Source organism: Pseudomonas abieticivorans (genome assembly GCF_023509015.1).
Taxonomy (GTDB): Bacteria; Pseudomonadota; Gammaproteobacteria; order Pseudomonadales; family Pseudomonadaceae; genus Aquipseudomonas; species Aquipseudomonas abieticivorans.
On record NZ_CP094975.1, the window covers coordinates 6,007,580 to 6,029,586 of the forward strand.

Below are 22,007 nucleotides of genomic sequence, written 5' to 3' on the forward strand. Positions count from 1 at the left end.
GGGCGAAGGTGTGTTCAGGCGTTATCAGGAGCGTCGGCCAGACAGCTCGGCGTTCAGCGGTTCGGGGGCGGGCGTTGGCAAATCGTTTAAGTCGTCGATGTCCATGCGTTTGAGCGGGCCGACGATGAACAGGTAGGCGAAAGCGCCCAGCAGCCCCATGGCCGCCACGTACATCAGCGCGGCGTCAAAGGAGCCCAATTGGTTGACCAGTACGCCGATCGCGATGGGCGTGACGATACTGGCGATGTTGCCGCAGAAATTGAACATCGCGCCGCTGATGCCCATGGCTCGCTTGGGCGAGACGTCGCCCACGATGCACCAGCCCAGGTTGCCGACGCCCTTGGCGAAGAACGCGATGGACATCACCAGAATCACCAGCGCTACCGACTGGGTGTAGTTGGCAACGACGATGCTGCTCGACAGCAGCAGGCCGCAGATGATCGGGGTTTTACGGGCGGTGGTCAGGCTGCAGCCCTTCTTGAGCATCCAGTCGGACCACACGCCGCCGATCATGCCGCCCAGGCAGCCGGCGGATCGGTGGGACGGCGGCCACCAGCCCGACCTTGAGCATGGTCATGCCCTTGGCCTCGATCAGGTAGGTGGGGAACCAGGTCAGAAAGAACCACGTGATGGACGTCAGGCAGAACTGGCCCAGGTAGATGCCCAGCATCATGCGGTTGGCACCGATGGCGCGCACATTCTTCCAACTGAAGGGCGTCTTGGTATCGCCGATACCCGGTAAGCCGCCGCCGGCTTCGATGTAGTCAATCTCGGCCTGGTTGGCGCGTTTGTCCTTGCGCGGTTCCTGGACCATCTTGAACCACAGCAGGCCAATCAATACCCCTGCCCCGCCGGTCCAGAAAAACACGTGCTGCCAACCGAAGCTGTTGAGCAACAGCACCATGAGGGGCGTAAAGGCCGCCAGCGCGAAGTACTGCGCCGATTGGAAAATCGCCGTGGCCAGGCCGCGTTCGTGGCGCGGGAACCACATCACCGTCAGGCGGTTGTTGGCCGGGAATGCCGGGGACTCGGCCACGCCCATCAGAAAGCGCAGCACAAAAAGCGCCAGGAACGCGGAACTGAACAGGTCGACGTAGCCTTGCAGGAACGTCAGCGCCGACCAGATGATCAAGCTCATGCCCAGCACCAACCGCGAACCGAACCGGTCGAGCACGATGCCCCCCGGGATTTGCATGCTGGTGTAGGCCCAACCAAACGCTGAGAAGGCGATGCCCATAGTGATCGCGTCAAAACCCAGGTCTGCGCGCATGGCAGGTGCTGCGATCGACAAGGTCGCGCGGTCCACGTAGTTGAACACGGTGACGATGAAGATCATCGCCAGGATGACGTAGCGGACATGGGTCTTGGCGACCGGGTGCGCGGGTGTATTCACTTTTATTGTCCTTATTGTGGGGTATTACCCTGAAGCCTGTCGGCCTCGGTCGCCTTGATGATGCTAATGATTGCGCAATCATTCAGGCCTAAAAAAAAGCCACCCTGCCGACCCGGCTGATGGCCTTTGAAAAGATCCTACACTGATTGCGCAATCATTCAACAGCCCGTTCGGTGTTTTTTACCGAAAAAGCTGTTAGGTACTTTGCCGATCGATGAGGGTGAAACCGGTGTCCACGCGCACCGGGTCGGCACTCCCGGCCGGGTGTTGAAAGCGCTCCAGCAGGGCCCTGGCGACCTGGTCGCCAATGCGTTTGCCGTCCACGTGCACGGTCGACAAGGCCGGATAGACGTGGGCGGCGCTGCTCAGGTCGCCAAAGCCCATCACCGCAAGTTCAGCCGGCACCTTCACGCCGCGGCTGGCCGCTTCGGCCAACACGCCTTGGGCAATGGTGTCGGAACTGCAGACCACCACGTCAGGCGTGGCGCCCTGTTCGAACAACTGGCGCAAGCCTTCCCGGCCCACTTCCAGGGTGGCCGGTGGCGTCATCACCGTCATGGGCACCTGTTCAATACCCTGGCGGCGCAGTTCGGCGATCAGGCTGTTGCAGCGGCGCAGGCCACGGGGGTCGCTGATGCTCACCACAGAAAAACGCCGATAACCCTTGGCGAGCAAATGCCTGGCCGTGGCCTCCCCTACCCCCTCATGGGAAAACCCCACCAGCATGTCCAGTGGCTGTTCGCTCAGGTCCCAGGCCTCGACCACCGGAATGCCCGACTGGGCCAGGCGCAGGCGGCTGGATTCGGTGTGCAGCGTGCCGGTCAAGACGATGCCGTCGGGGCGGCGGCCGAGCACCGCTTCCAGGAGTTTTTCTTCCTGCTCGGCCGAGTAGCCGGTGAGGCCCAACAGGGTTTGATAGCCGGCTTCGGTCAGGCGGTCCATCAGCGCCTGCACGGTGTCGGCGAAGATTGAGTTGGCAATGGTCGGCAGGAAAATCGCCACCAGTCGCGACTTGTTGCTCGCAAGCCCCCCGGCCATCATGTTGGACACGTAACCGGTCTGGCGCACGGCCTCAAAGACTTTCTCGCGGGCTTGCTTGCTGACGATATCGGGGCGGTGCAAGGCGCGGGACACTGTAATGGGCGACACGCCCGCCACCTTGGCGACGTCGATCAGGGTCAGGCTGGAGGCTTTCTTGGGCTGGGAGGCGTCCAGGTTGGCGGACGCTCTGCCGGGTTTCTTTGCCATGGGGGTTCCGCGTTCGGGCCGCAGTGCAGGGTAGGCCCGGCACTGCCAAAGCGGTGACTGTACCAAAGCTGCGATGGCCATGCATGGCCTCGATTGCTAATCTGAGGTGCGACACTGAAGATCGCCCGCCTGCGTTATCGTCGCGACACTCATTGATGTACAGCCATGCCATGGCCGCCTATGGTGCTTGATCACGACCATTGGCCCTGCCCAAAAGGAACCCCGCGATGCACTACACACCTCTCGGTAAAACCGGCCTCAAAGTCTCCCGCCTGGCCCTGGGCTGCATGACCTACGGTGTGCCTGAGCGGGGCAACCACGCCTGGACGCTCGACGAAGCGCAAAGCCGTCCGCTGATCAAACAGGCGCTGGAGCACGGCATCAATTTTTTTGACACGGCCAACAGTTACTCAGACGGCACCAGCGAAGAAATCGTCGGGCGGGCGCTGCGTGATTTTGCGCAACGTGACGAAATCGTGATCGCGACCAAGGTGTATTTCAAGTCGCGCAATGCCCCCAATATCGGTGGCCTGTCACGCAAGGCCATTTTCAACGAGATCGACAATAGCCTGCGCCGCCTGGGCACCGATTATGTCGACCTCTACCAAATCCACCGATGGGACTACGAAACACCGATTGAAGAAACCCTGGAAGCACTTCATGACGTGGTGAAGGCTGGCAAGGCCCTGCATATTGGCGCCTCGTCGATGCACGCGTGGCAATTTGCCAAGGCGCTGTACACCTCCCGGGCAAACGGTTGGACACCCTTCGTGTCGATGCAGAACCATTTGAACCTGATCAACCGCGAAGAAGAGCGCGAAATGCTGCCGTTGTGCCGGGATGCCGGCATTGCCGTGCTGCCGTGGAGCCCACTGGCACGGGGCAAGTTGACGCGCGACTGGGACCAGGGTTCTGCGCGTGCCGACAGCGACGCCTACGGCAAGACACTGTATACCGAGCGTACCGCCGACGCCGACCGCCAAGTGGTCGAGGCCGTTGCCCGTGTGGCTGCCGCACGCGGGGTTCCCCGGGCGCAAATTGCGTTGGCGTGGGTGGCCCAGACGGCTGGCGTGGTGGCGCCATTGGTGGGCGCCTCCAAGCCCCAGCATCTGGACGATGCAGTGGCTGCACTGTCCATCACCCTCAGCGCTGAAGAACTCGCTTTGCTCGAAGCGCCGTACGTGCCGCATGCGGTGGTGGGTTTCGAGTGATTTAAAGCTTGCGCCTGCCCGTTCAATACGGTGAGTTGAACGGGCGCTGACGAAAACCTCAGCTACCCTGACCCCATCACTGCGGTCAGGTCGCTGAGAGGCCGCACCTTCACGCCCTTGGAGAGAACCCCCTGCCCATGATCATTTCGGCCTCAACCGACTACCGCGCCGCCGCTCAACGCAAACTGCCGCCCTTCCTGTTTCACTACCTGGACGGCGGTGCCTACGCCGAGCGCACCTTGCAGCGCAATGTCGATGACCTGGCCGATATTGCCCTGCGCCAACGGGTGTTGCGCAACATGTCGCAACTGAGCCTGGAAACCCAATTGTTCGGCGAAACCCTGGCCATGCCCGTGGCCCTGGCACCGATTGGCCTGGCCGGCATGTTCGCCCGGCGCGGCGAGGTGCAGGCCGCCCAGGCTGCCGATGCCAAAGGCATCCCCTTCACGCTGTCGACGGTGTCGGTGTGCCCTATCGAAGAGGTCGCCCCGGCCATCAAGCGACCGATGTGGTTTCAACTGTATGTACTCAAGGACCGCGGCTTCATGAAAAACGCCCTGGAGCGGGCCCGGGCCGCAGGCGTCACCACCCTGGTATTCACGGTCGATATGCCGGTGCCAGGCGCCCGCTACCGCGACGCTCACTCCGGCATGAGCGGCCCCAACGGGCCAACGCGGCGGATGTTGCAAGCCTTTACCCGCCCTGCCTGGGCGTGGGATGTGGGCCTGCTGGGGCGCCCGCATGACCTGGGTAACATCTCCACCTACCGTGGCCACCCCACCGGCCTTGCCGATTACATCGGGTGGTTGGGCAGCAACTTCGACCCGTCCATTTCCTGGCAGGACCTGGAGTGGATTCGCGAGTATTGGCAAGGGCCGATGGTGATCAAAGGCATCCTCGACCCCCAGGATGCCCGCGACGCGGTGGCGTTCGGTGCCGATGGCATCGTGGTGTCCAACCACGGCGGCCGGCAACTGGACGGCGTGCTCTCCAGCGCCCGCGCCCTGCCCGCCATCGCCGACGCCGTGAAGGGCGACCTGGCGATTCTGGCCGACTCGGGCATCCGCAGCGGGTTGGACATCGTGCGCATGATCGCCCTGGGCGCCGACACCGTGCTGCTGGGCCGAGCGTTTGTCTATGCGTTGGCGGTGGCTGGCGGTGCCGGGGTGAGCAATCTGCTGGACTTGATCGAGAAGGAAATGCGCGTGGCCATGGTGCTGACCGGGGCGAAGTCGATCAAGGAGATCACCGGGGAGTCACTGGTCGCGGGCGTTAAGGGTTGAAGGTGGGCGATTTCATAGCGTTGGCCATCCAGTGAAAAAGGCTAACTATCATCCTCTACTCGTCTCCCCCTTTGAACAGTTTTCCAAGCGCTTTCAGTACATTGGCGAGTTGGGAGACGCCGATCTTGTACATGTCGACAAGCTTCTTCCCTTTTACGGTGTGCGCGCTCTGTACGCTTGCCAGCACCAGAGGGATCGCCAAGACAAAGAAGGCTAGCCAGACAAGCCCTTTCCAGAAATCCAGAAATACAAACCCTAAAAGGCCAATGCCAAGCGCAACGATTAATGTGACGAGGTTTTTTAACCAGTGCCCCCGGTCTTCGGGCGGTAGTGGTTTATTCTGCACAAGCGCTTTTTCCATATTTTTGACCGAGTGCTCGCCGTGTGCAAGATCAACTACTTTTTTCATTAGCCAGTCTATCTGCTCGACAGTTTTTCCTGCCAAAGGAATAATAACATGATCGCTAGTTGACTCAATCCACAAACAGGGGATGTCGGCATTTGCCAGGCCCGGATAACGGCCTGACTTAACAGTGGCATATGTACCACTGACGCTAATCCCGCTCCCTTCCTTAGTCAGAGCAATAATGACATGCTCGCGCGAAAATGCTTCCAACTCTTCTCTGTGGCGAGAAAAATACTCTGCTGCCTCTCGGTTACTTTCTAAGTATATGGGGATTATCTGTATCATGACATCCTTCCCATACACAAACTCCAGGCGACCTCCAATTCCTCCTTGGTGGGGCTTCGATCTCGCGGCAGATGACTTTCCAGGCAGGTAAGCCCCGGGATCTTCACCAACTCTCCATCATGGGTCTGGATGATTTTCATGTAGGGGTCTTGGCGAACAGTTTTTGAATGGGTGGTCGTAAACTGTACTCGACCTGCTACTGCTTCTTTGACAAGAGCATGGTAAGCCTCGGACAGTTCCAAGCCTTCGAGGCTAGCGGCGAATAAAACATCGGCGGGTTGTTTCACGATAAAGTCTCCTATTGTTACGGAGCGACTCTTGACACCGCTCCAACAACACAGCTTGCAGCGCAAGCCAATTTCAAGCGTAGTCTGATATCTGCACTGTAAAAAGGAAAATCAAGTAAACCGATAAAAGGCCATGTTGTGTAACGCTTAGTTAACATGCCAGCCCTGTCAAACCGCCCCGTGCACGAGGTCTGCGCAAGCCTTAACAATTTGCCAAGCCCTTTATCGACGAAGCCCTCGAACCCGCCTGTGCGCCGGCCTGTACAAACACTCACCACACTCAAGCATCGTTCCCATCGATACCCGTTATCTGCGCGTTCAATTTTTGAAGTGCGCCGAGCCTCGTTAACCTGCACCCTACCCTTTCTCACACGATGCCTACCCATGAACATTCACTTGACGCTTGCCAGCATCCTGGTTGTTTTCTTCTCCATTGCCCTGGTCCACGTTTAGGCGCGCAGCCGCGCCCGGTTCCACTGCCAAGGCCCCTCAAAAAAGCTGCAGCGGCCATTCCACCACGACGATCCGCATCGTGATATCGCCATCCGGCTGCCCGCCCTCGGCGCGGTGCACCCCTTGGCGTAAGCGCACCCGCATGCCCTTCACCGGGCCGCTTTGCACCACGTAGCGCGCTTCGATATCCAATTCCTTGTGCGACGCGCCGTCGGCATTCGCCCAGGCGCCATAGTGCGCGTTGGGCGAACTGCTGATGTCGTAACCGTAGACATACCGCCCCATCAAGCTCAAGCCGGGCACGCCATAAGGCGCCAGGTCCAGGTCGTAGCGGGCCTGCCACGACTTTTCGTTGGGGCCGTTGAAGTCCGAGGCCATGATCGCGTTGCTCAGGTAGATCGAGTTGCCGAAGGCGCCAGAGCCGTTGTTGCCAAAGCCGATGTAGTCAAACGGGGTGTCGCCGTTGATGTGCTCGAAGGCGACGGTGAGCTTGTGGTTGGCCAGGGTGTAGGCCAGCAGGCTGGAATAGGCCGTGGTGTCGATGACGCCCGCCTTGGCCTGGCCCTGATCATGGGTTTGGTAGAGGTTGAGCTCAAGGTCCACCTTTTGGCGAGGGCTGAGCACCCAACCGTAAGTGCTGCCAATGTAGTACTGGCGCCACAGGTCCTGGAACTGCGAGGTGTAGGCGCTGATGGCGCCGTGCTCGTTGAGTGCATAACGGCCGCCGGCAAAGTCCACCGACGGCGTTTGGACGTAGGCGTAGTTGGCCCACAGGCCGCCCCGGTTGCTGGTGGAGGCAGGCTCGGTGCCGGCGGTGAAGTGCCCGCCTTCCAGCAGCAGGCCGCGGACATCCTGGTTAGTCAGGTGAAAACCGGTGGCGGTGCTGGGCAACAGCCGTGCATCGGCGGTGGCGAACACCGGGTTGGTGATTTCCATCTGGCCGTAGCGCAGTTGTGTTTGCCCATAACGCAGTTTGATCAGGCCACCGGCCCGGCCAAAGGTGCGCTTGGGTTGGCCCTGGTCGTTGACCTGGACGTTACCGTAGCCGGCGTGGCCTGTGCCGCCGTCGAGTTTGAAGGCGCCGTAGGCAAAGGCATCCAGGCCCACGCCCAGAGTGCCCTGAGTGTAGCCTGAGGCAAAGCTGAGCCGCTCGCCCAAGGCCACGTCGCGTGGGTCGCGACGGTTGTGTGCGCGCTGGTGGTGACCGTCGCCCAGTATTTGAGTGTTCAATACGTTGAAGCGGCTGAGCAATGTCAGGTGGCTGTCCTCGATGAAGCCTGGGTCAGCGGCCGTGCAGACGCACGGGAAAACAGCCAGGCAGGCGATGCCCAGCGGCCCTAGGTACGGTGTGGAGGCCATGTCGATATCCATCGGAAGGTGAGCGCTTGAGCGCCTGTTTTTATTATCGAGCCGTGGCGGGGCGCCACGGCGGGTATGGCGGGTCAGTCCAGGCGTGTGCCGGCGGTTTCCTTGACCATGGCCACGCCTGTCAGCGTGGCGCACAGGCACACCATCACGTAGAAGGCCGGTGCATGGTTGTCGCCCGTCAGGCTGATCAGGCCAGTGGCGAAGAATTGCGCGAAGCCGCCGAACACCGACACCCCCAGGCAATACACCAACGACAGCCCCGTGGCGCGGATAGCGCGCGGGAACAGTTCGGTGAGCATGACAATGGACGGCACGGTAATCATCACCAGCAAGAAGGTGGTGAAGATCGACACCATCATCAGCGTGCCCAAGGTCGGGTAATGCGTCATCAGCATGAAGGCCGGGTAGATCAATACCAGCATCGGCACGCTGCCCAGCAGGATCGTGCGGCGCCGGCCGATCCGATCGCTGAGCTTGCCGGCCCACAACGACAGGACGATTTGCACCAGGGCACCCAGGCAGGAGGCGCCGATGCCTACCTGAAGGGGCAGGTGCAATACAGCGACGGTGTAGTTGGTCATATAGTCGAGCACGATGTAGCTGCAGGCGGTGCCCCCGATGGCCATCAGCACCCCGGCCACCAGCGTGCGGCGGTGCTGGGTGAAGATCTGGCGCAGTGCCGGCGGTGGCGTTTCACCGTGGCAGGCCTGGGCCGAGGTTTCCTGAAGGTGGCGACGGATGTAGACACCGACCGGCAACACCAGCACGCCGACCAGAAACGGCATGCGCCAGCCCCAGCTTTCCAGGGCCTCGGCGCTCAGGCCGGCGCTCAGGGCCAGGCTCACCAACGAGCCCAGCAGAAAGCTCAAGCCTTGGCTGAAAAACTGCCAACTGCCATAGAAGCCGCGGTTATGGTCATCGGCGTACTCCATCAGCATGGCGGTCGAGGCGCCCACTTCACCGCCGATGGCAAAGCCCTGCAGCAGCCGGGCGGCGACGATCAACAGTGGCGCCGCGATGCCGATTTGCGCATAGGTCGGCGTCACCGCCAGGGCCAACGACCCTACAGCCATCAGGCACAGGGTCAGCAACATCGCCGGCTTGCGCCCGGCGCGGTCGGCGTAGCCGCCAATGATCAGGCCGCCCAGTGGGCGCATGACAAAGCCCAGGCCGAAGGTCGCCAGCGCCAGCAACAACTGGCCCAGTTCGCTTTGCGCGGGAAAATACTGCCGTCCGATCACTGTGGCGAAAAAACTGAACACCGAAAATTCAAAAAACTCCAGTGCCGAGCCGACCGTGATGGCAGCAATGGCACGGGCACTGAGCGGCGGGCGAGCGGCCTGGGCCTCGATCACCTGCGGGGTAATGGTTGCAGTCATGATGACTCCTTGGCCCCGGTGCAATCATTGCAGCGGGGCGGGCAGGCGGTGGGCGATTAGGCCAGGAAGGTTTGAACCAGGCGCACCCAGTAGCTGGCCCCCAGGGCCAGGCAGTCGTCGTTGAAGTCGTAGCCTGGGTTATGCACCATGCAACCGCCCTCCCCGTCACCGTTGCCAATCACCAGGTAACACCCCGGGCAATGCTCCAGCATCACCGCGAAATCTTCGCTGCCGGTCAGCGGCGTCATGTCGCTGATCAGCCCTTCATCACCTAGCCATTGTTGGGCAACCTGGCGGGCAAAGGCCGTGCTGTCCACGTCATTGATCAGCGCCGGGAAGCGCTGCGACTCATCGACCTGCACCGTGACCGTGGCACCGTAGCTGGCGGCCTGGGCCTGTGCCACGGCGCTGATGCGCTCGATCAACAGGTCGCGCACCGCAGGCTTGAGGGCCCGCACGCTCAGTTGCAGTTCGCAGGTGTCCGGGAGCACGTTGGGGGCGATGCCGGCATGGATGGAGCCCACCGAGACCACGGCGCAATCGAGCGGGTCGACGTTGCGCGAGACGATGCTTTGCAGCGCCATGACGATGGCTGAACCAACCAGTACCGTGTCGACCGCCTTGTGCGGCATCGCCCCGTGGCCACCGACGCCCCGCACACTGATGGTCACCGTGTCGGTGGAGGCCATGAACGGGCCGGCCAGAAAGCCGAACTTGCCCACCGGCAAGCCTGGCATGTTGTGCATTGCAAACACCGCATCGCACGGGAACTGCTCGAACAGGCCATCTTCGAGCATCCGTCGCGCGCCGCCATCACCCTCCTCCGCTGGTTGGAAAATCAACACCACGCTGCCGTCGAACTCACCCCTTTGTGCCAGGTGCTTGGCGGCTGCCAACAGGATCGCGGTGTGGCCGTCATGCCCGCAGGCGTGCATCACGCCTTCGTTGCGGCTGGCATACGGCAAGCCGGTCTGCTCGATGATCGGCAGGGCGTCCATGTCGGCGCGCAGGCCAATCACCTTGTCGCTGCTGCCCAGGCGCAACCGCCCGACCACACCGGTGCCCGCCATGCCCCGATGCACTTCAAAGCCCCACGCCTGCAACTTGCTGGCGACCAGATCGCTGGTGGCGAACTCCTCGAAGCTGAGCTCCGGGTGGGCATGCAGGTGTTGGCGCAGTGAGATCATCTCGGCTTCGATCGCTTGGATACCAGGTAACACGCACGGGTGGGTCATCTTATTTCCTTGTTGTTCTGGGTGTGGACGGGCATGCTGCGGCCCCGATGATAGGGAGCCGGCCGCGGCGCTGGCAGTCACAAATTGGTTGGGCTGAAAACCATAGGTTTACAGCCAACACCCAGGAGCACTCATGAAACTGCACCAGTTGCAGGCCTTGGTCGCCATCGCCGATTGCGGCAGCATTCGCGCCGCAGCCCGTACGCTTGCGGTCTCGCAAACTGCCGTGGCGAAAGCGCTGCGCGAACTTGAAAGCCAGCTGCAACTGCCGCTGCTGGTGCGCAATGCCAGTGGCGTGATGCTCACCCAGTACGGTCGCTCACTGTTACTGCACGCCCGGCAAATGCTCGGCCAGTTGGAACAGGCGCAGTTGGAGTTGGCGCACCTGCGCGGCCAGGCCGAAGGCCAGTTGCGCCTGGGTATTTCGCCGTGGATGGGCATGACGCTGCTGCCTGAGGTGGTGCTGCTGTTTCGCCAACGCATGCCGCAGGTGCGCCTGGAAATTTTCGAAGGGTTGATGGCGGTCACGCTACCCCGGCTGCGCGAAGGCACCATGGAATTTGCCGTGGGCCTGGTATCGGCGCTGCTGCCGCGCCCGGAATTCAGCAGCGACCCGTTGTTTTCCTACCAGATGGCGGTGATTGCCAGGCATGGCCACCCCAAGCAACAGTGCCGGTCCATCCATGACCTGCTGGATCAGGACTGGGTGGTCAACTACCCGGACGCCAACCACCAGAGTTTCATGAACGAACTGTTCTGGCAGCATGACGCGCACATCGCCGAAGAGCGGGTGCAGCGCGCCCAGTCCCTGCAGTTGATGCTGTCGCTCATGGAGCACACCGACATGGTCAGTTACTGCCCCGAACCGATGCTGACCGTGCCCATGTTCCAGGAACGGATCACTCGGCTCAACTTGAGGGAATCCTTTGCCACTGACACCATCGGCATCGTCACGCCGCGCAACACCCAACTGGGTACGGCGGCGCAGTGCTTCGTCGACTGCCTGCTGCAGGTGGTGCGGCGCCGCTCGCGATCGTCAAAAAGCGAAGACCGGCGCCTGTTCGACACGTTGAAAGTGTTGGTGTGACACGCGCGGCCAGCCTGTTCAGCAGGCGCTGTTCATCACCGCTGTTTGCGCTCATGATGCGTGCTGAATCAACCCCTTGCGGAACAGACCATGCCCTTTGACACCTGGTTGCTTTACCTGCTGACCTGCTGCGGCATTGCGGTAGTGCCAGGGCCTAATGCGTTATTGGTGCTGACCCACGGCGCCCTTCATGGCAGTCGCAAAACGCTGTTCACCATTTCCGGCGGCGTGCTCGGCTTTGCCATCGTGCTTGCGTTTTGCGCGTTGGGATTGGGCGCATTGATCCAGGCATCGGCCACCGGGTTCACGGTATTGAAGGTTGCTGGCGGGCTGTACTTGATCTGGTTGGGCTTCGGGCTGTGGCGGGCCGCCCCTGTCAGTCTCGAAACGGTCGGCACTGCACGCTTTCGACCGTGGTCACTGTTTCGCCAAGGGCTGGTGTCGGCCATTTCAAATCCCAAGGCGCTGCTGCTGTTTACCGCGTTTATCCCACCCTTCCTGGACCCGCACAGGAGCATCGTCGCGCAGACAGCCGCCATCGCGCTGACCTACGCAGTGGTGGAGTTCATCGTTGAGTATGCGGTGGCCAGCGCAGCGCACAAGGTCAGACCTTGGTTGGCGCGCACAGGACGGCGATTCAACAAGGTCTGTGGTGGGTTTTTCGTACTGTTTGGGTTGGCCTTGCCCATGCATACGTGAGTCGATGACTTCGCGGTAACACACTTCGTACAGCGCCTAGGTGCGGGGTATACCCATTGTTTTAAGACGCTGTTAAGGCCAGGTGCCTACAAGCCATCCAACTGCGCCAGGTTCGCTTGCCCGATCACCAACTCGCAGGCCTTCAGGTTCTCGTGCAAATGCCCCACCGATGAGGTCCCGGGTATCAACAGGATGTTCGGCGCACGCTGCAGCAACCAGGCCAGGGCCACTTGGATGGGTGTGGTCTGAAGGTGGGCGGCCACCTCGGTCAGGGTGTTTGACTGCAACGGGGTAAACCCGCCCAGTGGGAAAAACGGCACGTAGGCAATGCCCTGCTTGCCCAGGTCGGCAATCAATTGCTCGTCATCGCGATGGGTCAGGTTGTAATGGTTTTGCACGCAGACGATGTCGGCGATGCCCTGCGCCTGCTTGACCTGCGCGGCACTGACGTTGCTCAGGCCCAAGTGGCGGATCAGCCCTTGGCGCTGCAACTCTGCCAGCGCGGTAAAGGACGCTTCTATGGACTCTTCACCCGGCGAATGCAGGTTGCCCCAGGCGCGAAGGTTGACCACCTCCAACACGTCCAGGCCCAGGTTACGCAAGTTGTCGTGCACCGCCTGGGTCAGTTCGGCCGGAGTTTGCGCGGCATTCCACGAGGCATCGGCGCCACGCTTGGCGCCCACCTTGGTCACGATCACCAGGTCGTCTGCATAGGGATGCAGGGCTTGGCGGATCAGTTGGTTGGTGACATGGGGGCCGTAGAAGTCCGAGGTATCGATGTGGTTCACCCCGGCTGCCAGTGCCGCACGCAGCACCGCGATCGCCGCTTGCGGGTCCTTAGGTGGGCCGAATACACCGGGGCCTGCCAACTGCATGGCGCCGTAGCCGATGCGGTTGACGGTGCGCCCGCCGAGTAAAAAGCTGCCTGCCTGCTGTGCTTCGCTCATGTCATGCCCGCCTGTCAATGTGTAAGTGTGCTGACTATAGGCGTTGACGACTTCACTGATAATCCGTTGCAATGTGCACAGCCTGTACGGCTGACCGAACAATGGGGCGAACGATGACAACGGACATTCAAGACTTGCTGGCCTTCGTGGCCGTGGTAAAGGCTGGCGGGTTTCGCGAGGGCGCGCGGCAGAGCGGCGCATCGGCGTCGAGCCTCAGCGATGCGGTGCGGCGCATGGAAACCCGCCTGGGCGTGCGCCTGCTCAACCGCACCACCCGCAGCGTGGTGCCGACCGAAGCCGGTGCACGGTTGATGGAGCGCATCGTGCCGGCGCTGGGTGAGGTCGAGTCGGCGCTGGACGTGGTCAACGAGTTTCGCGACCGCCCTTCGGGCACCCTGCGGCTGAACGTGCCCATCAGCGCGGCGCGCCTGGTGTTGCCGGGCATTATTACGCCCTTCCTGCAAAGCCACCCCGACATTCGCCTGGAGGTGGTGGCCGAGGAAAGCTTCGTTGACATGCTCGCTGCCGGTTGCGATGCGGGCATTCGCTACGATGATCGCATCGAGCAAGACATGATCGCCGTGCCCATCGGCCCACGGTTTCAGCGTTTTGCCACCGCGGCAGCGCCGGCCTACCTGAACGCCAGGGGCCGCCCAGAGCACCCGCGCGACCTGCTGTCGCACGCTTGCCTGCGCGGCAAGTTCCCCAGTGGGGCCATGCCGCTGTGGGAATACGAGCGCGAGGGGGAAATCGTGCGCATCGACCCCAGCGGCCCGCTGGTGGTACGTATTGGCGGCGCCGTGGACCTGGCGGTGCAGGCGGCGATAGACGGGCTGGGGGTGGTCTGTCTATTCGAGGGTTGGTTGCGGCCGTACCTGGACAGCGGCGTGCTGGAACCGGTGCTCGAACCCTGGTGGCAGCGCTTCAGCGGGCCGTTCCTGTACTACCCAGGGCGCCGCTACCTGCCCTCCCCGCTGCGCGCGTTCGTGGACTTCATCCAGGCGGCGGGTGACGTCAGGCATTCGAGAGCCGATTGACGCTGGTGATCTGCCCACTCCAGATCATTTCGTAATGCGCGCTTTGCACGACGGACCTGACAGCCCTGGGCGTCATCAACCCCCAGCAGGTGTTGCCCGGTGAGCGCACCGAGTGGTAGCGCAAGCCGGCGTGCCCTTGCTGCTTGAGCCGGCTGCCCAAGGCATGGGACTGCGTGTAATCGTTGGGCGCATAGATCGGGTCTGACAAGGCCAGCGCCGTGGCGTCCTGGTTGCCGGCGTCGGTAAAGGCGCAGGCCAGGCCCCTGAACACGAAACGCTCATAACTCAAGCCTTCTACACCGGCCCAATAGCGATTCTGGTGATGGCGCACTTCGGCAATCGCCGTGTCGATGGTATCGGCCAGGTACAGCACGCCGAAGGTGCCGTTGCTAAAGCGCGAGCCGGCCGGGTTGACGTGGGTGAACGGCGCCGTCGCATACGAGCAACCGGGGATGCCGAAAGGGATCTCGCGCAGCGGGATCAACTCCAACCGGCCGATTTCGTTTTGCAGGCGCGGGTTGGTCAGCGCCTGGATCTGGTGAAGGGCCTGGAACTGGGCCGCATCAGCCACGTCATCGAACAGGTCGATGGGCGGGAACTTGGAGTTGACCAGCCGATGGGCCTGCAGGTCGTCACCGGCCAGTACCGGCAGCGTGTTCACCGTCACCATTGGGCACCGCGCAGCGCATCGATGCGGCGGAACGTCTCGTACAACGACACCATGTCGCCTTGGGCAATGATCTCCAACGGCTTGCGCCCATTGAAAAACTCGTTGCGGTTGGCCATCGATGGGAAGCCGTAGACGTTCTCGGGGTTGTCGAACACCGTGCGCAAGGCCGCATGGATGTTCAACACAAAGCTGATGCGCTGCATCTGGTCCAGGTCCAGGCCCACCGACCAGGCGGCATCGGCCTGCTTGGCGCGGGTGTAGGTGCTGCGCGAAATGCGCAATACCTTGCAGGCCTGCTCGCTGGTGGCTTGCCAGCGATCGAGAATACGCAAGGCAGCGCGCAAGCCCGTCACGCATTGATCCTTGGTGAGTGGGTCCTTGGTAAGTGGTGGGGTGTGCAGGGCTGTGCTCATCACGCGACCTCGGCTTAATCTACAGATTCAAGTTATAGCACAAGTGTATCTACAGACTCAATTCGTTTGTGTTGTCGGCCGTAGGGACTCTTGCAGTTTGCAGTGCCCACCTGATCATTTCCCTCGACTAGTGCCGACCCAAGGTTTGGCCGCTACAATGCACGCCTGACCGTGACAACCCAGACTAAAAAAAATGTCCCTACCCAAGCATCACCTGGAATTGCTCAGCCCCGCACGCGATGTCGCCATTGCCCGCGAGGCCATCCTGCACGGCGCCGACGCCATTTACATAGGCGGCCCCAGCTTCGGCGCGCGGCACAACGCCAGCAACGAAGTCGGCGAAATCGCCCAATTGGTGGAGTTTGCCCGGCGCTACCATGCGCGGGTGTTCACCACCATCAACACCATCCTGCACGACGACGAGTTGGAGCCGGCCCGCACGCTGATTCACCAACTGTACGATGCCGGCGTCGATGCGCTGATCGTGCAGGACCTGGGGGTGATGGAGCTGGATATTCCGCCCATCGAGCTGCATGCCAGCACCCAGACCGACATCCGCACCCTGGAGCGGGCGAAGTTTCTCGACCAGGCGGGCTTCTCGCAGTTGGTGTTGGCCCGCGAGCTGAACCTGCAAGAGATCCGCGCCATTGCCGACGAAACGGACGCGGCGGTCGAGTTCTTCATCCACGGCGCGCTGTGCGTGGCGTTTTCCGGCCAGTGCAACATTTCCCACGCGCACACCGGGCGCAGCGCCAACCGTGGCGACTGCTCCCAGGCCTGCCGCCTGCCCTACACGCTCAAAGACGACCAGGGCCGCGTGGTGGCGTTTGAAAAACACCTGCTGTCGATGAAAGACAACAACCAGAGCGCCAACATCCGCGCCTTGGTGGAAGCAGGCGTGCGCTCGTTCAAGATCGAGGGCCGCTACAAGGACATGGGCTACGTGAAGAACATCACTGCCTATTACCGCCAGCGCCTGGACGACGTGCTGCAAGACCGCCCGGACCTGGCGCGCGCGTCCAGCGGGCGTACCCAGCATTTTTTCCTGCCGGACCCTGAAAAAACCTTTCACCGCGGCAGCACCGACTATTTCGTCAGCGAGCGCAAGATCGACATCGGCGCCTTCGACACGCCCACCTTCACCGGTTTGCCGGTGGGCGTGGTCGAGAAAGTCGGCAAGCGTGACCTGCAGGTGGTCACCCATGAGCCACTGTCCAACGGTGACGGCCTCAACGTGCTGGTCAAGCGCGAAGTGGTGGGCTTTCGCGCCAACATCGCCGAGCCCAAGGGTGAGTTCGAAGAAGACGGTGAAAAACGTTACCGCTACCGCGTCGAGCCCAATGAAATGCCGGCCGGGTTGAACCTCAAGCCCAACCACCCGTTGAACCGCAACCTGGACCACAACTGGCAGCACGCCCTGCAGAAAACCTCGGCCGAGCGCCGCGTGGGCCTGGCCTGGGTGGCTCGCTTGAGTGAAGCCCGCCTGGAACTGACCGCAACCAGCGAAGAAGGCATCACTGCCCAAGTGGCGCTGCAGGGGCCGTTCGGCGCGGCCAATAAGCCGGAACAGGCGCTGGAGCAATTGCGCGACCTGCTCGGCCAGCTGGGCACCACCCAGTACCACGCCACGCACATCGAGCTGGATGCCCCGCAGGCGTTTTTCATTCCCAACTCACACCTCAAGGCGCTGCGGCGCGAAGCCATAGAGGCGCTGACCTCGGCCCGCATCAAGGCCCACCCGCGGGGCGGGCGCAAGGCTGAAACCACGCCGCCGCCGGTGTACCCGGAGTCGCACCTGTCATTCCTGGCCAACGTCTACAACCAAAAGGCCCGCGACTTCTACCACCGCCATGGGGTCAAGCTGATCGATGCGGCCTACGAGGCCCATGAAGAAGCCGGCGAGGTGCCAGTGATGATCACCAAGCACTGTCTGCGTTTTTCCTTCAACCTGTGCCCCAAGCAGGCCAAGGGTGTGACGGGCGTGCGCACCAAGGTCGCGCCCATGCAACTGGTGCACGGCGACGAGGTGCTGACCTTGAAGTTCGACTGCAAGCCGTGCGAGATGCACGTGATCGGCAAGATGAAGGGGCACATCCTCGACTTGCCGCAGCCGGGCAGCGGTAAAAACGTGGGTGGGGCATATCAGCCCCGAAGACCTGCTGAAAACCATCGTTCGCGCACCGCATTAAACCTGAGGGCGGGGTGCTCAGGCGCCCTGCCCACGGGCCTGCTGCTCCAGGTGCACCTGCAGGTCGGGGTCGATCTTCAAGGCTGCAGCCAACTCGTCCAGGTAATTGCGCTCGGCCTCCTGCTGATCGTCCACCAGCATCACGCTGGCCAAATACATCTCCGCGGCGATGCCAGGCTCGGTGGCAGAACGAGCCACGTCGGCGGCATCCAGCGGTTTGGCCACCTCATCGTCCAGCCATTGCTGCAGTTGCGGATCGTCGGTGTGCTTGCCGATTTCCGCAGAGATCATCTGCTGCTCCTTCTCATCGATATGCCCGTCGGCCTTCGCCGCGGCGATCAGTGCCCGCAGCACGGCATGGCTGTGGGCTTCGACCTCGGGGCCGGCGAGCATGTCGACGGTGCTGATCGCAGGCTGAGGCGCAGCGGCCTGTGGTGATGATGACGCCTGCTGGCGCTGCCAGGCCTGGTACGCCTGGAACGCCATCATGCCCAACGAGGCCAGTGCGGCGTAGTTCGTGCCCGAGCGGGCTTGCGGGGCGCCCGTGCTTGCCCGACTGCCGCCCAATAACCCGCCGAGCAAACCGCCCAGCCCACCGGCGCCCGCCGATGAGCCACCGCCCAACAGCCCACCCAGCAAGCCACCCAGGCCGCCCGGTGCTGCGCCCGCCGAGGGTTGCGACATCGAGCCCTGCCCGGCCCGCAAGAGTTGTTCAAGCAGATCGCTGGTGTTCATGGTGGCGTTCATCCGGTGATTATTGTTGGTCAGCAAACAATAGTTGCCGCCGGCGGATGTGCCATGACCGTTTGGCTGAGGCAATGGCGCTGCCTGATGCGAGGTGTTGGCTGCTTCGCGGATAAATCCGCTCCTATGGCGAATTGCGAACACCTGTAGGCGCGGATTTATCCGCGAAGGCCACGCCGCCCTTGTCATTGGCGGAAGGCAGCAGGAGTCGAACCTGCCCAGGAACGGATGCCGTCCCCCACCGGGTTTGAAGCCCGGCCGCGCCACCGGGCGCGATTGCCTTCCTTGAACTCAGCCCCTGGGGGCCAGGGGGTTGTCGGCGCGCAGTTGGCGGTGCTCGCCCACACGCCGGGTCACGCCGATACGGTCCAGGTACTCGAGTATCTGGATACTGCGCTTGCGGCCAAGGCCTGTGGCGTCGCGGAACGCGACCACCTGTAGACCACCGCCTTGGGCCGCCAGTTGCATCAGCATAGCCGTCAACTGGCGCAGCGTGGCGTCGGGGTAGAACAGGTCGGTCACTACCTGATGCACCTGGCCAAGGCGCGCCTGTTTACGCAATAGCAAACGCACACTGGCATCGGCGTGGGCCGTGGCGCCGGCCAGGGTGCGCACCCACGGTGGGTCGAACCGGCCTTGCAACAACAGCGGTTCAAGGCTGCGCCACAGTGTTTCATCCTCGGCGCTCAAGCGGGCCTTGTGTTCGGGCAGGTGCAACCAGGGGCCACTGGCGTGCAGTTGCGCGTCGGCCAGCAGCTCTTCGAGCACGCTGATAAACGCCGGGCGCTCCAAGGGCGTATTGGCATAGCGGCGCAGCCGGTCGCGGTCGGGGCCCAGTTGATCGGGTTCGGCCTGATGAAAGCGCACCAATGCGCCCAGCACTGAAGTTTTCAAGGCCTGCCAATGGGTTTCGCTGAACAGCAAAGGGCCTTGGCGGGTGGCGATCACGCAGATGCCGACAGGCAGTTGCCAGGTCGCGCGCAGGCGGTTGAATTGGCGCTCCAGGCGCTGCGGGGCCAGGCCTGCGTCACTGTTGGCGATCAACGGGGCGAGTGCCGCCTCAAGGCTTGCAGCGCTGGCCAAGGCCTGCAGTTGCGCCAACCGCTGCGGGCTGCGGCGCTGGCGCGCCGGGCCGAATGGGTCGAGTACCCGGCCGCCGCCCAGCGTGCGCTGCGCGCTTTGATCACGCAGCACCAGGCGGTCACCGTGCACTGCGTGCACCGGGGCATTGACCAGCAACTGGGCGAACATCCGTTCGCCCGGCGCAAGCCTTGGCCCCTGCAGCAAGGCCACGCGGGCGGTGACGTCCTGGGTGCCCAGGTGCAGGTGCACCGGGCTGAAATGCTCGAAGCTGCGTGCCTCGCTGGCCAGTAACTGTAACTCGATGTCCAGGCGTTGGGTGGGGGCATGTAGCCATTGGGCCAATAACCAGTCACCCCGGTGGATCTGCTCAAGGCTGAGCCGTTCGGCACTCAGGTTCACGGCCACCCGTTGCCCGGCCTGGGCCTGGGCGGTGGCCTGGTTCTGCGCATGCAGGCCACGCACCCGCACCGGTTTGCCGGCGGCGCCCAGCAGCAGCGTGTCGCCGACCATCACCTGCCCGGCCAGCGCGGTGCCGGTGACCACGATGCCGGCACCGGTAACGCTGAACGCACGGTCGATGGCCAGGCGAAAGCCCCCGCCGTCGCCACGCTGTTCGATGCTTGCGGCCAAGCGGCTCAGCGCCGTGCGAAGGGCCTCTATCCCCTGCCCCGTGACACTGGACACCACGAACGGTGTCGCGGCGGCATAAGGGCCATCCGCCAACAGGGCCGCCACCTCGCCCTGCACGCGTTGCACTTGCTCGGCCTCGACCCGATCACACTTGCTGATCACCACGTGCAGGCGAGGTATGCCCAACAGTTGGACGATGGCCAGGTGCTCGCGGGTTTGCGGCATCACGCCGTCGTCGGCGGCCACCACCAGCAGCACCAGGTCAACGCCTTGGGCCCCGGCGAGCATGTTGTGGACGAAGCGCTCGTGGCCCGGCACGTCGATAAAACCGGTCAATGCCGCGCCCGGTTCAAGGGCGGCATACAGGTAGCCCAGGTCGATGGTCAGGCCACGCGCCTGCTCTTCGGGCCGACGGTCGCCCGCCTGGCCGGTCAATGCCTGCAGTAAAGCCGTCTTGCCATGGTCGATGTGCCCTGCGGTGCCGACGATCACGCGTTCGCCCCTGGCCCCGGCCATTGACCGAGCTGTGCCAGCCAGGCCGGCTCATCGTCCAGTTGGCGCAGGTCCAGCCACAGCGCATCGTCGTCAATGCGCCCCAGCACCGGGATCGGCAGGCTGCGCAGCGCGGCTTCCAAGTGTTGCAACTGGCGGCCGCGCAGGCGCTTGGACACCTGCGGGCGCAAGCACAAGGCCGCGCTGGGCAGGCGCGCTACCGGTTGGCTGCCGCTGCCGATCATGCCCAGCGCCGGCAAGGCGGCCACCACCCAGCCAGCCCCCATGGCCTGAGCCAACAGCGGGCGCAGGCGCTCGGCTTGGGCCAGGATGTCGGCCTGGGGCCGGGTCAGCAGGCGCAACGTGGTCAGGCGCTCGGCCAGGCGTTCGGGGTCGCGGTAAAGCCCCAACACCGCCTCAAGCGCCGCCAGGGTCAACTTGTCGACGCGCAAGGCGCGTTTGAGCGGGTTTTTCTTGATCTTGGCGATCAGGTCCTTGCGCCCTACGATCAACCCCGCCTGAGGGCCGCCCAGCAGCTTGTCGCCGCTGAAGGTGACGATATCGGCACCATCGGCCAAAGCCTGGCGTACCGTGGGCTCGGCGGGCAAGCCCCAGCGCGTCAGGTCCAGCAGGCTGCCGCTGCCCAGGTCCTCGAGCAATGGCAGGTCATGGGCGTGCGCCAGGGCAGCCAACGCAGGCGTCGGCACCTGCGCGGTAAAGCCCTGGATGCTGTAGTTGCTGGTGTGCACGCGCATCAGCAAGCCCGTGCGCGGGCCGATGGCCGCTTCGTAGTCGCGGGCGTGGGTGCGGTTGGTGGTGCCCACCTCGTGCAACTTCACGCCGGCGCGGGCCATGATGTCGGGGATGCGAAAGGCGCCGCCAATCTCGATCAACTCGCCGCGCGAAATGATGCCTTCCTTGCGTGCGCCCAGGCTGTTGAGGGTCAGCAGCACGGCGGCGGCATTGTTATTGACCACGGTCACGGCCTCGGCGCCCGTCAGTTCGCGAATCAGGCCTTCGATCAGGTCATCGCGGTCACCACGCTTGCCGGTGGCCAGGTCCAATTCCAGGTTCAACGGGTAACGCGCGGCCTGCTGCACCGCCTCGATGGCGGCCTCGGGCAACAAGGCCCGCCCCAGATTGGTGTGCAGCACGGTGCCGGTGAGGTTGAACACCCGCCGTACCTGGCTGGCATGCTGCACGGCCAGGCGCTCGCTGAGCCTTCCGGCCAACACCGGCGCGCTGATTTCAATGGCGCCCAGTTGGCCGGCGTGCACCGCCTCGCGCAGTTCATCCAGCAGGCGCCGCACGCTTGCCAACAAGGCATCGCGCCCGTAGCGTTCGGCCAATGGCTGGAAGGCTGCGCTGCGCAGCAGGCTGTCGACCGAGGGCAGGCGCAGCGGTTGGGGGGCGGCTTGGGCGGGCATCAACGGGCTCCAGCAAGGGTTTACCCGAGTGTAGACGCTGTG

Annotated in this window: 17 protein-coding genes, 1 tRNA gene and 2 pseudogenes; 6 read left to right on the plus strand and 14 right to left on the minus strand. The window is 63.0% G+C overall.

The annotated features are described in order from the left end of the window. Positions 1-24: 24 nt before the first annotated feature. Positions 25-1,336, minus strand: a pseudogene (locus tag L9B60_RS27260) (MFS transporter). A 252-nt stretch (positions 1,337-1,588) separates the two neighbouring features. After that, complete coding sequence (locus tag L9B60_RS27265; protein ID WP_249674074.1) at positions 1,589-2,641, minus strand: LacI family DNA-binding transcriptional regulator; 1,053 nt, start codon at positions 2,639-2,641, stop codon at positions 1,589-1,591. A 227-nt stretch (positions 2,642-2,868) separates the two neighbouring features. Here L9B60_RS27265 and L9B60_RS27270 point away from each other — a divergent pair, with 227 nt between their 5' ends. Both L9B60_RS27270 and lldD read left to right on the plus strand, forming a co-directional pair. Continuing rightward, positions 2,869-3,852: an aldo/keto reductase gene (locus L9B60_RS27270; protein ID WP_249674075.1), complete on the plus strand. Its 984-nt coding sequence runs from the start codon at positions 2,869-2,871 to the stop codon at positions 3,850-3,852. 137 nt (positions 3,853-3,989) lie between these two features. Then, complete coding sequence (gene lldD, locus L9B60_RS27275; RefSeq protein ID WP_249674076.1) at positions 3,990-5,135, plus strand: FMN-dependent L-lactate dehydrogenase LldD; 1,146 nt, start codon at positions 3,990-3,992, stop codon at positions 5,133-5,135. A 55-nt stretch (positions 5,136-5,190) separates the two neighbouring features. Here lldD and L9B60_RS27280 read toward each other — a convergent pair whose 3' ends face one another. The 5 genes from L9B60_RS27280 to L9B60_RS27300 all read right to left on the minus strand — a co-directional run bounded on the left by L9B60_RS27280 (position 5,191) and on the right by L9B60_RS27300 (position 10,548). Further along, complete coding sequence (locus L9B60_RS27280) at positions 5,191-5,826, minus strand: hypothetical protein (RefSeq protein ID WP_249674077.1); 636 nt, start codon at positions 5,824-5,826, stop codon at positions 5,191-5,193. Continuing rightward, entirely contained in the window at positions 5,823-6,113 is a 291-nt protein-coding gene (locus L9B60_RS27285; RefSeq protein WP_249674078.1) for a hypothetical protein, read from the minus strand. Before L9B60_RS27285 ends, L9B60_RS27280 begins: the two co-directional genes overlap by 4 nt. A 489-nt stretch (positions 6,114-6,602) precedes the next feature. After that, positions 6,603-7,925, minus strand: coding sequence for an OprD family outer membrane porin (locus L9B60_RS27290; protein WP_249674079.1), 1,323 nt, complete (start codon positions 7,923-7,925; stop codon positions 6,603-6,605). 83 nt (positions 7,926-8,008) lie between these two features. Next, positions 8,009-9,313 (minus strand): MFS transporter, encoded by a 1,305-nt coding sequence (locus L9B60_RS27295; protein ID WP_249674080.1) that lies wholly within the window; start codon positions 9,311-9,313, stop codon positions 8,009-8,011. 56 nt (positions 9,314-9,369) lie between these two features. Next, entirely contained in the window at positions 9,370-10,548 is a 1,179-nt protein-coding gene (locus L9B60_RS27300) for a M20 aminoacylase family protein (RefSeq protein WP_249674081.1), read from the minus strand. Positions 10,549-10,681: 133 nt separating this feature from the next. On the opposite strand from L9B60_RS27300, the gene L9B60_RS27305 reads away from it, so the two are divergent. After that, complete coding sequence (locus tag L9B60_RS27305) at positions 10,682-11,635, plus strand: LysR family transcriptional regulator (protein ID WP_249674082.1); 954 nt, start codon at positions 10,682-10,684, stop codon at positions 11,633-11,635. Positions 11,636-11,725: 90 nt separating this feature from the next. Further along, positions 11,726-12,334, plus strand: a complete 609-nt coding sequence (locus L9B60_RS27310) for a LysE family translocator (protein WP_249674083.1) — start codon at positions 11,726-11,728, stop codon at positions 12,332-12,334. 86 nt (positions 12,335-12,420) lie between these two features. Here L9B60_RS27310 and L9B60_RS27315 read toward each other — a convergent pair whose 3' ends face one another. Continuing rightward, positions 12,421-13,281, minus strand: coding sequence for an aldo/keto reductase family oxidoreductase (locus L9B60_RS27315; RefSeq protein WP_249674084.1), 861 nt, complete (start codon positions 13,279-13,281; stop codon positions 12,421-12,423). A 113-nt stretch (positions 13,282-13,394) separates the two neighbouring features. Here L9B60_RS27315 and L9B60_RS27320 point away from each other — a divergent pair, with 113 nt between their 5' ends. Further along, positions 13,395-14,318 carry a LysR family transcriptional regulator gene (locus L9B60_RS27320; protein WP_249674085.1) on the plus strand — a complete coding sequence of 308 codons (924 nt, stop codon included), beginning with the start codon at positions 13,395-13,397 and terminating at the stop codon, positions 14,316-14,318. On the opposite strand, the gene L9B60_RS27325 is transcribed toward L9B60_RS27320, so the two are convergent. Both L9B60_RS27325 and L9B60_RS27330 read right to left on the minus strand, forming a co-directional pair. Continuing rightward, positions 14,296-14,988, minus strand: coding sequence for an RES family NAD+ phosphorylase (locus L9B60_RS27325; RefSeq protein ID WP_249674086.1), 693 nt, complete (start codon positions 14,986-14,988; stop codon positions 14,296-14,298). The genes L9B60_RS27320 and L9B60_RS27325 overlap by 23 nt on opposite strands. Then, positions 14,982-15,401: an antitoxin Xre-like helix-turn-helix domain-containing protein gene (locus tag L9B60_RS27330; protein ID WP_249674087.1), complete on the minus strand. Its 420-nt coding sequence runs from the start codon at positions 15,399-15,401 to the stop codon at positions 14,982-14,984. The genes L9B60_RS27325 and L9B60_RS27330 overlap by 7 nt, the downstream gene beginning before the upstream one ends. Positions 15,402-15,594: 193 nt before the next feature. On the opposite strand from L9B60_RS27330, the pseudogene L9B60_RS27335 reads away from it, so the two are divergent. Further along, positions 15,595-17,590, plus strand: a pseudogene (locus L9B60_RS27335) (peptidase U32 family protein). A gap of 17 nt (positions 17,591-17,607) precedes the next feature. Here L9B60_RS27335 and L9B60_RS27340 read toward each other — a convergent pair. The 4 genes from L9B60_RS27340 to selA form a co-directional block, all read right to left on the minus strand. Beyond that, positions 17,608-18,324: a tellurite resistance TerB family protein gene (locus L9B60_RS27340; protein WP_249674088.1), complete on the minus strand. Its 717-nt coding sequence runs from the start codon at positions 18,322-18,324 to the stop codon at positions 17,608-17,610. Positions 18,325-18,522: 198 nt separating this feature from the next. After that, positions 18,523-18,618: transfer RNA gene (locus tag L9B60_RS27345), tRNA-Sec, on the minus strand. Positions 18,619-18,624: 6 nt separating this feature from the next. Next, a complete protein-coding gene (selB, locus tag L9B60_RS27350; RefSeq protein WP_249674089.1) occupies positions 18,625-20,538 on the minus strand; it encodes a selenocysteine-specific translation elongation factor in 1,914 nt (637 codons plus the stop codon). Then, entirely contained in the window at positions 20,535-21,965 is a 1,431-nt protein-coding gene (selA, locus tag L9B60_RS27355) for an L-seryl-tRNA(Sec) selenium transferase (RefSeq protein ID WP_249674090.1), read from the minus strand. Before selA ends, selB begins: the two co-directional genes overlap by 4 nt. Between the last annotated feature and the right edge of the window lie 42 nt (positions 21,966-22,007).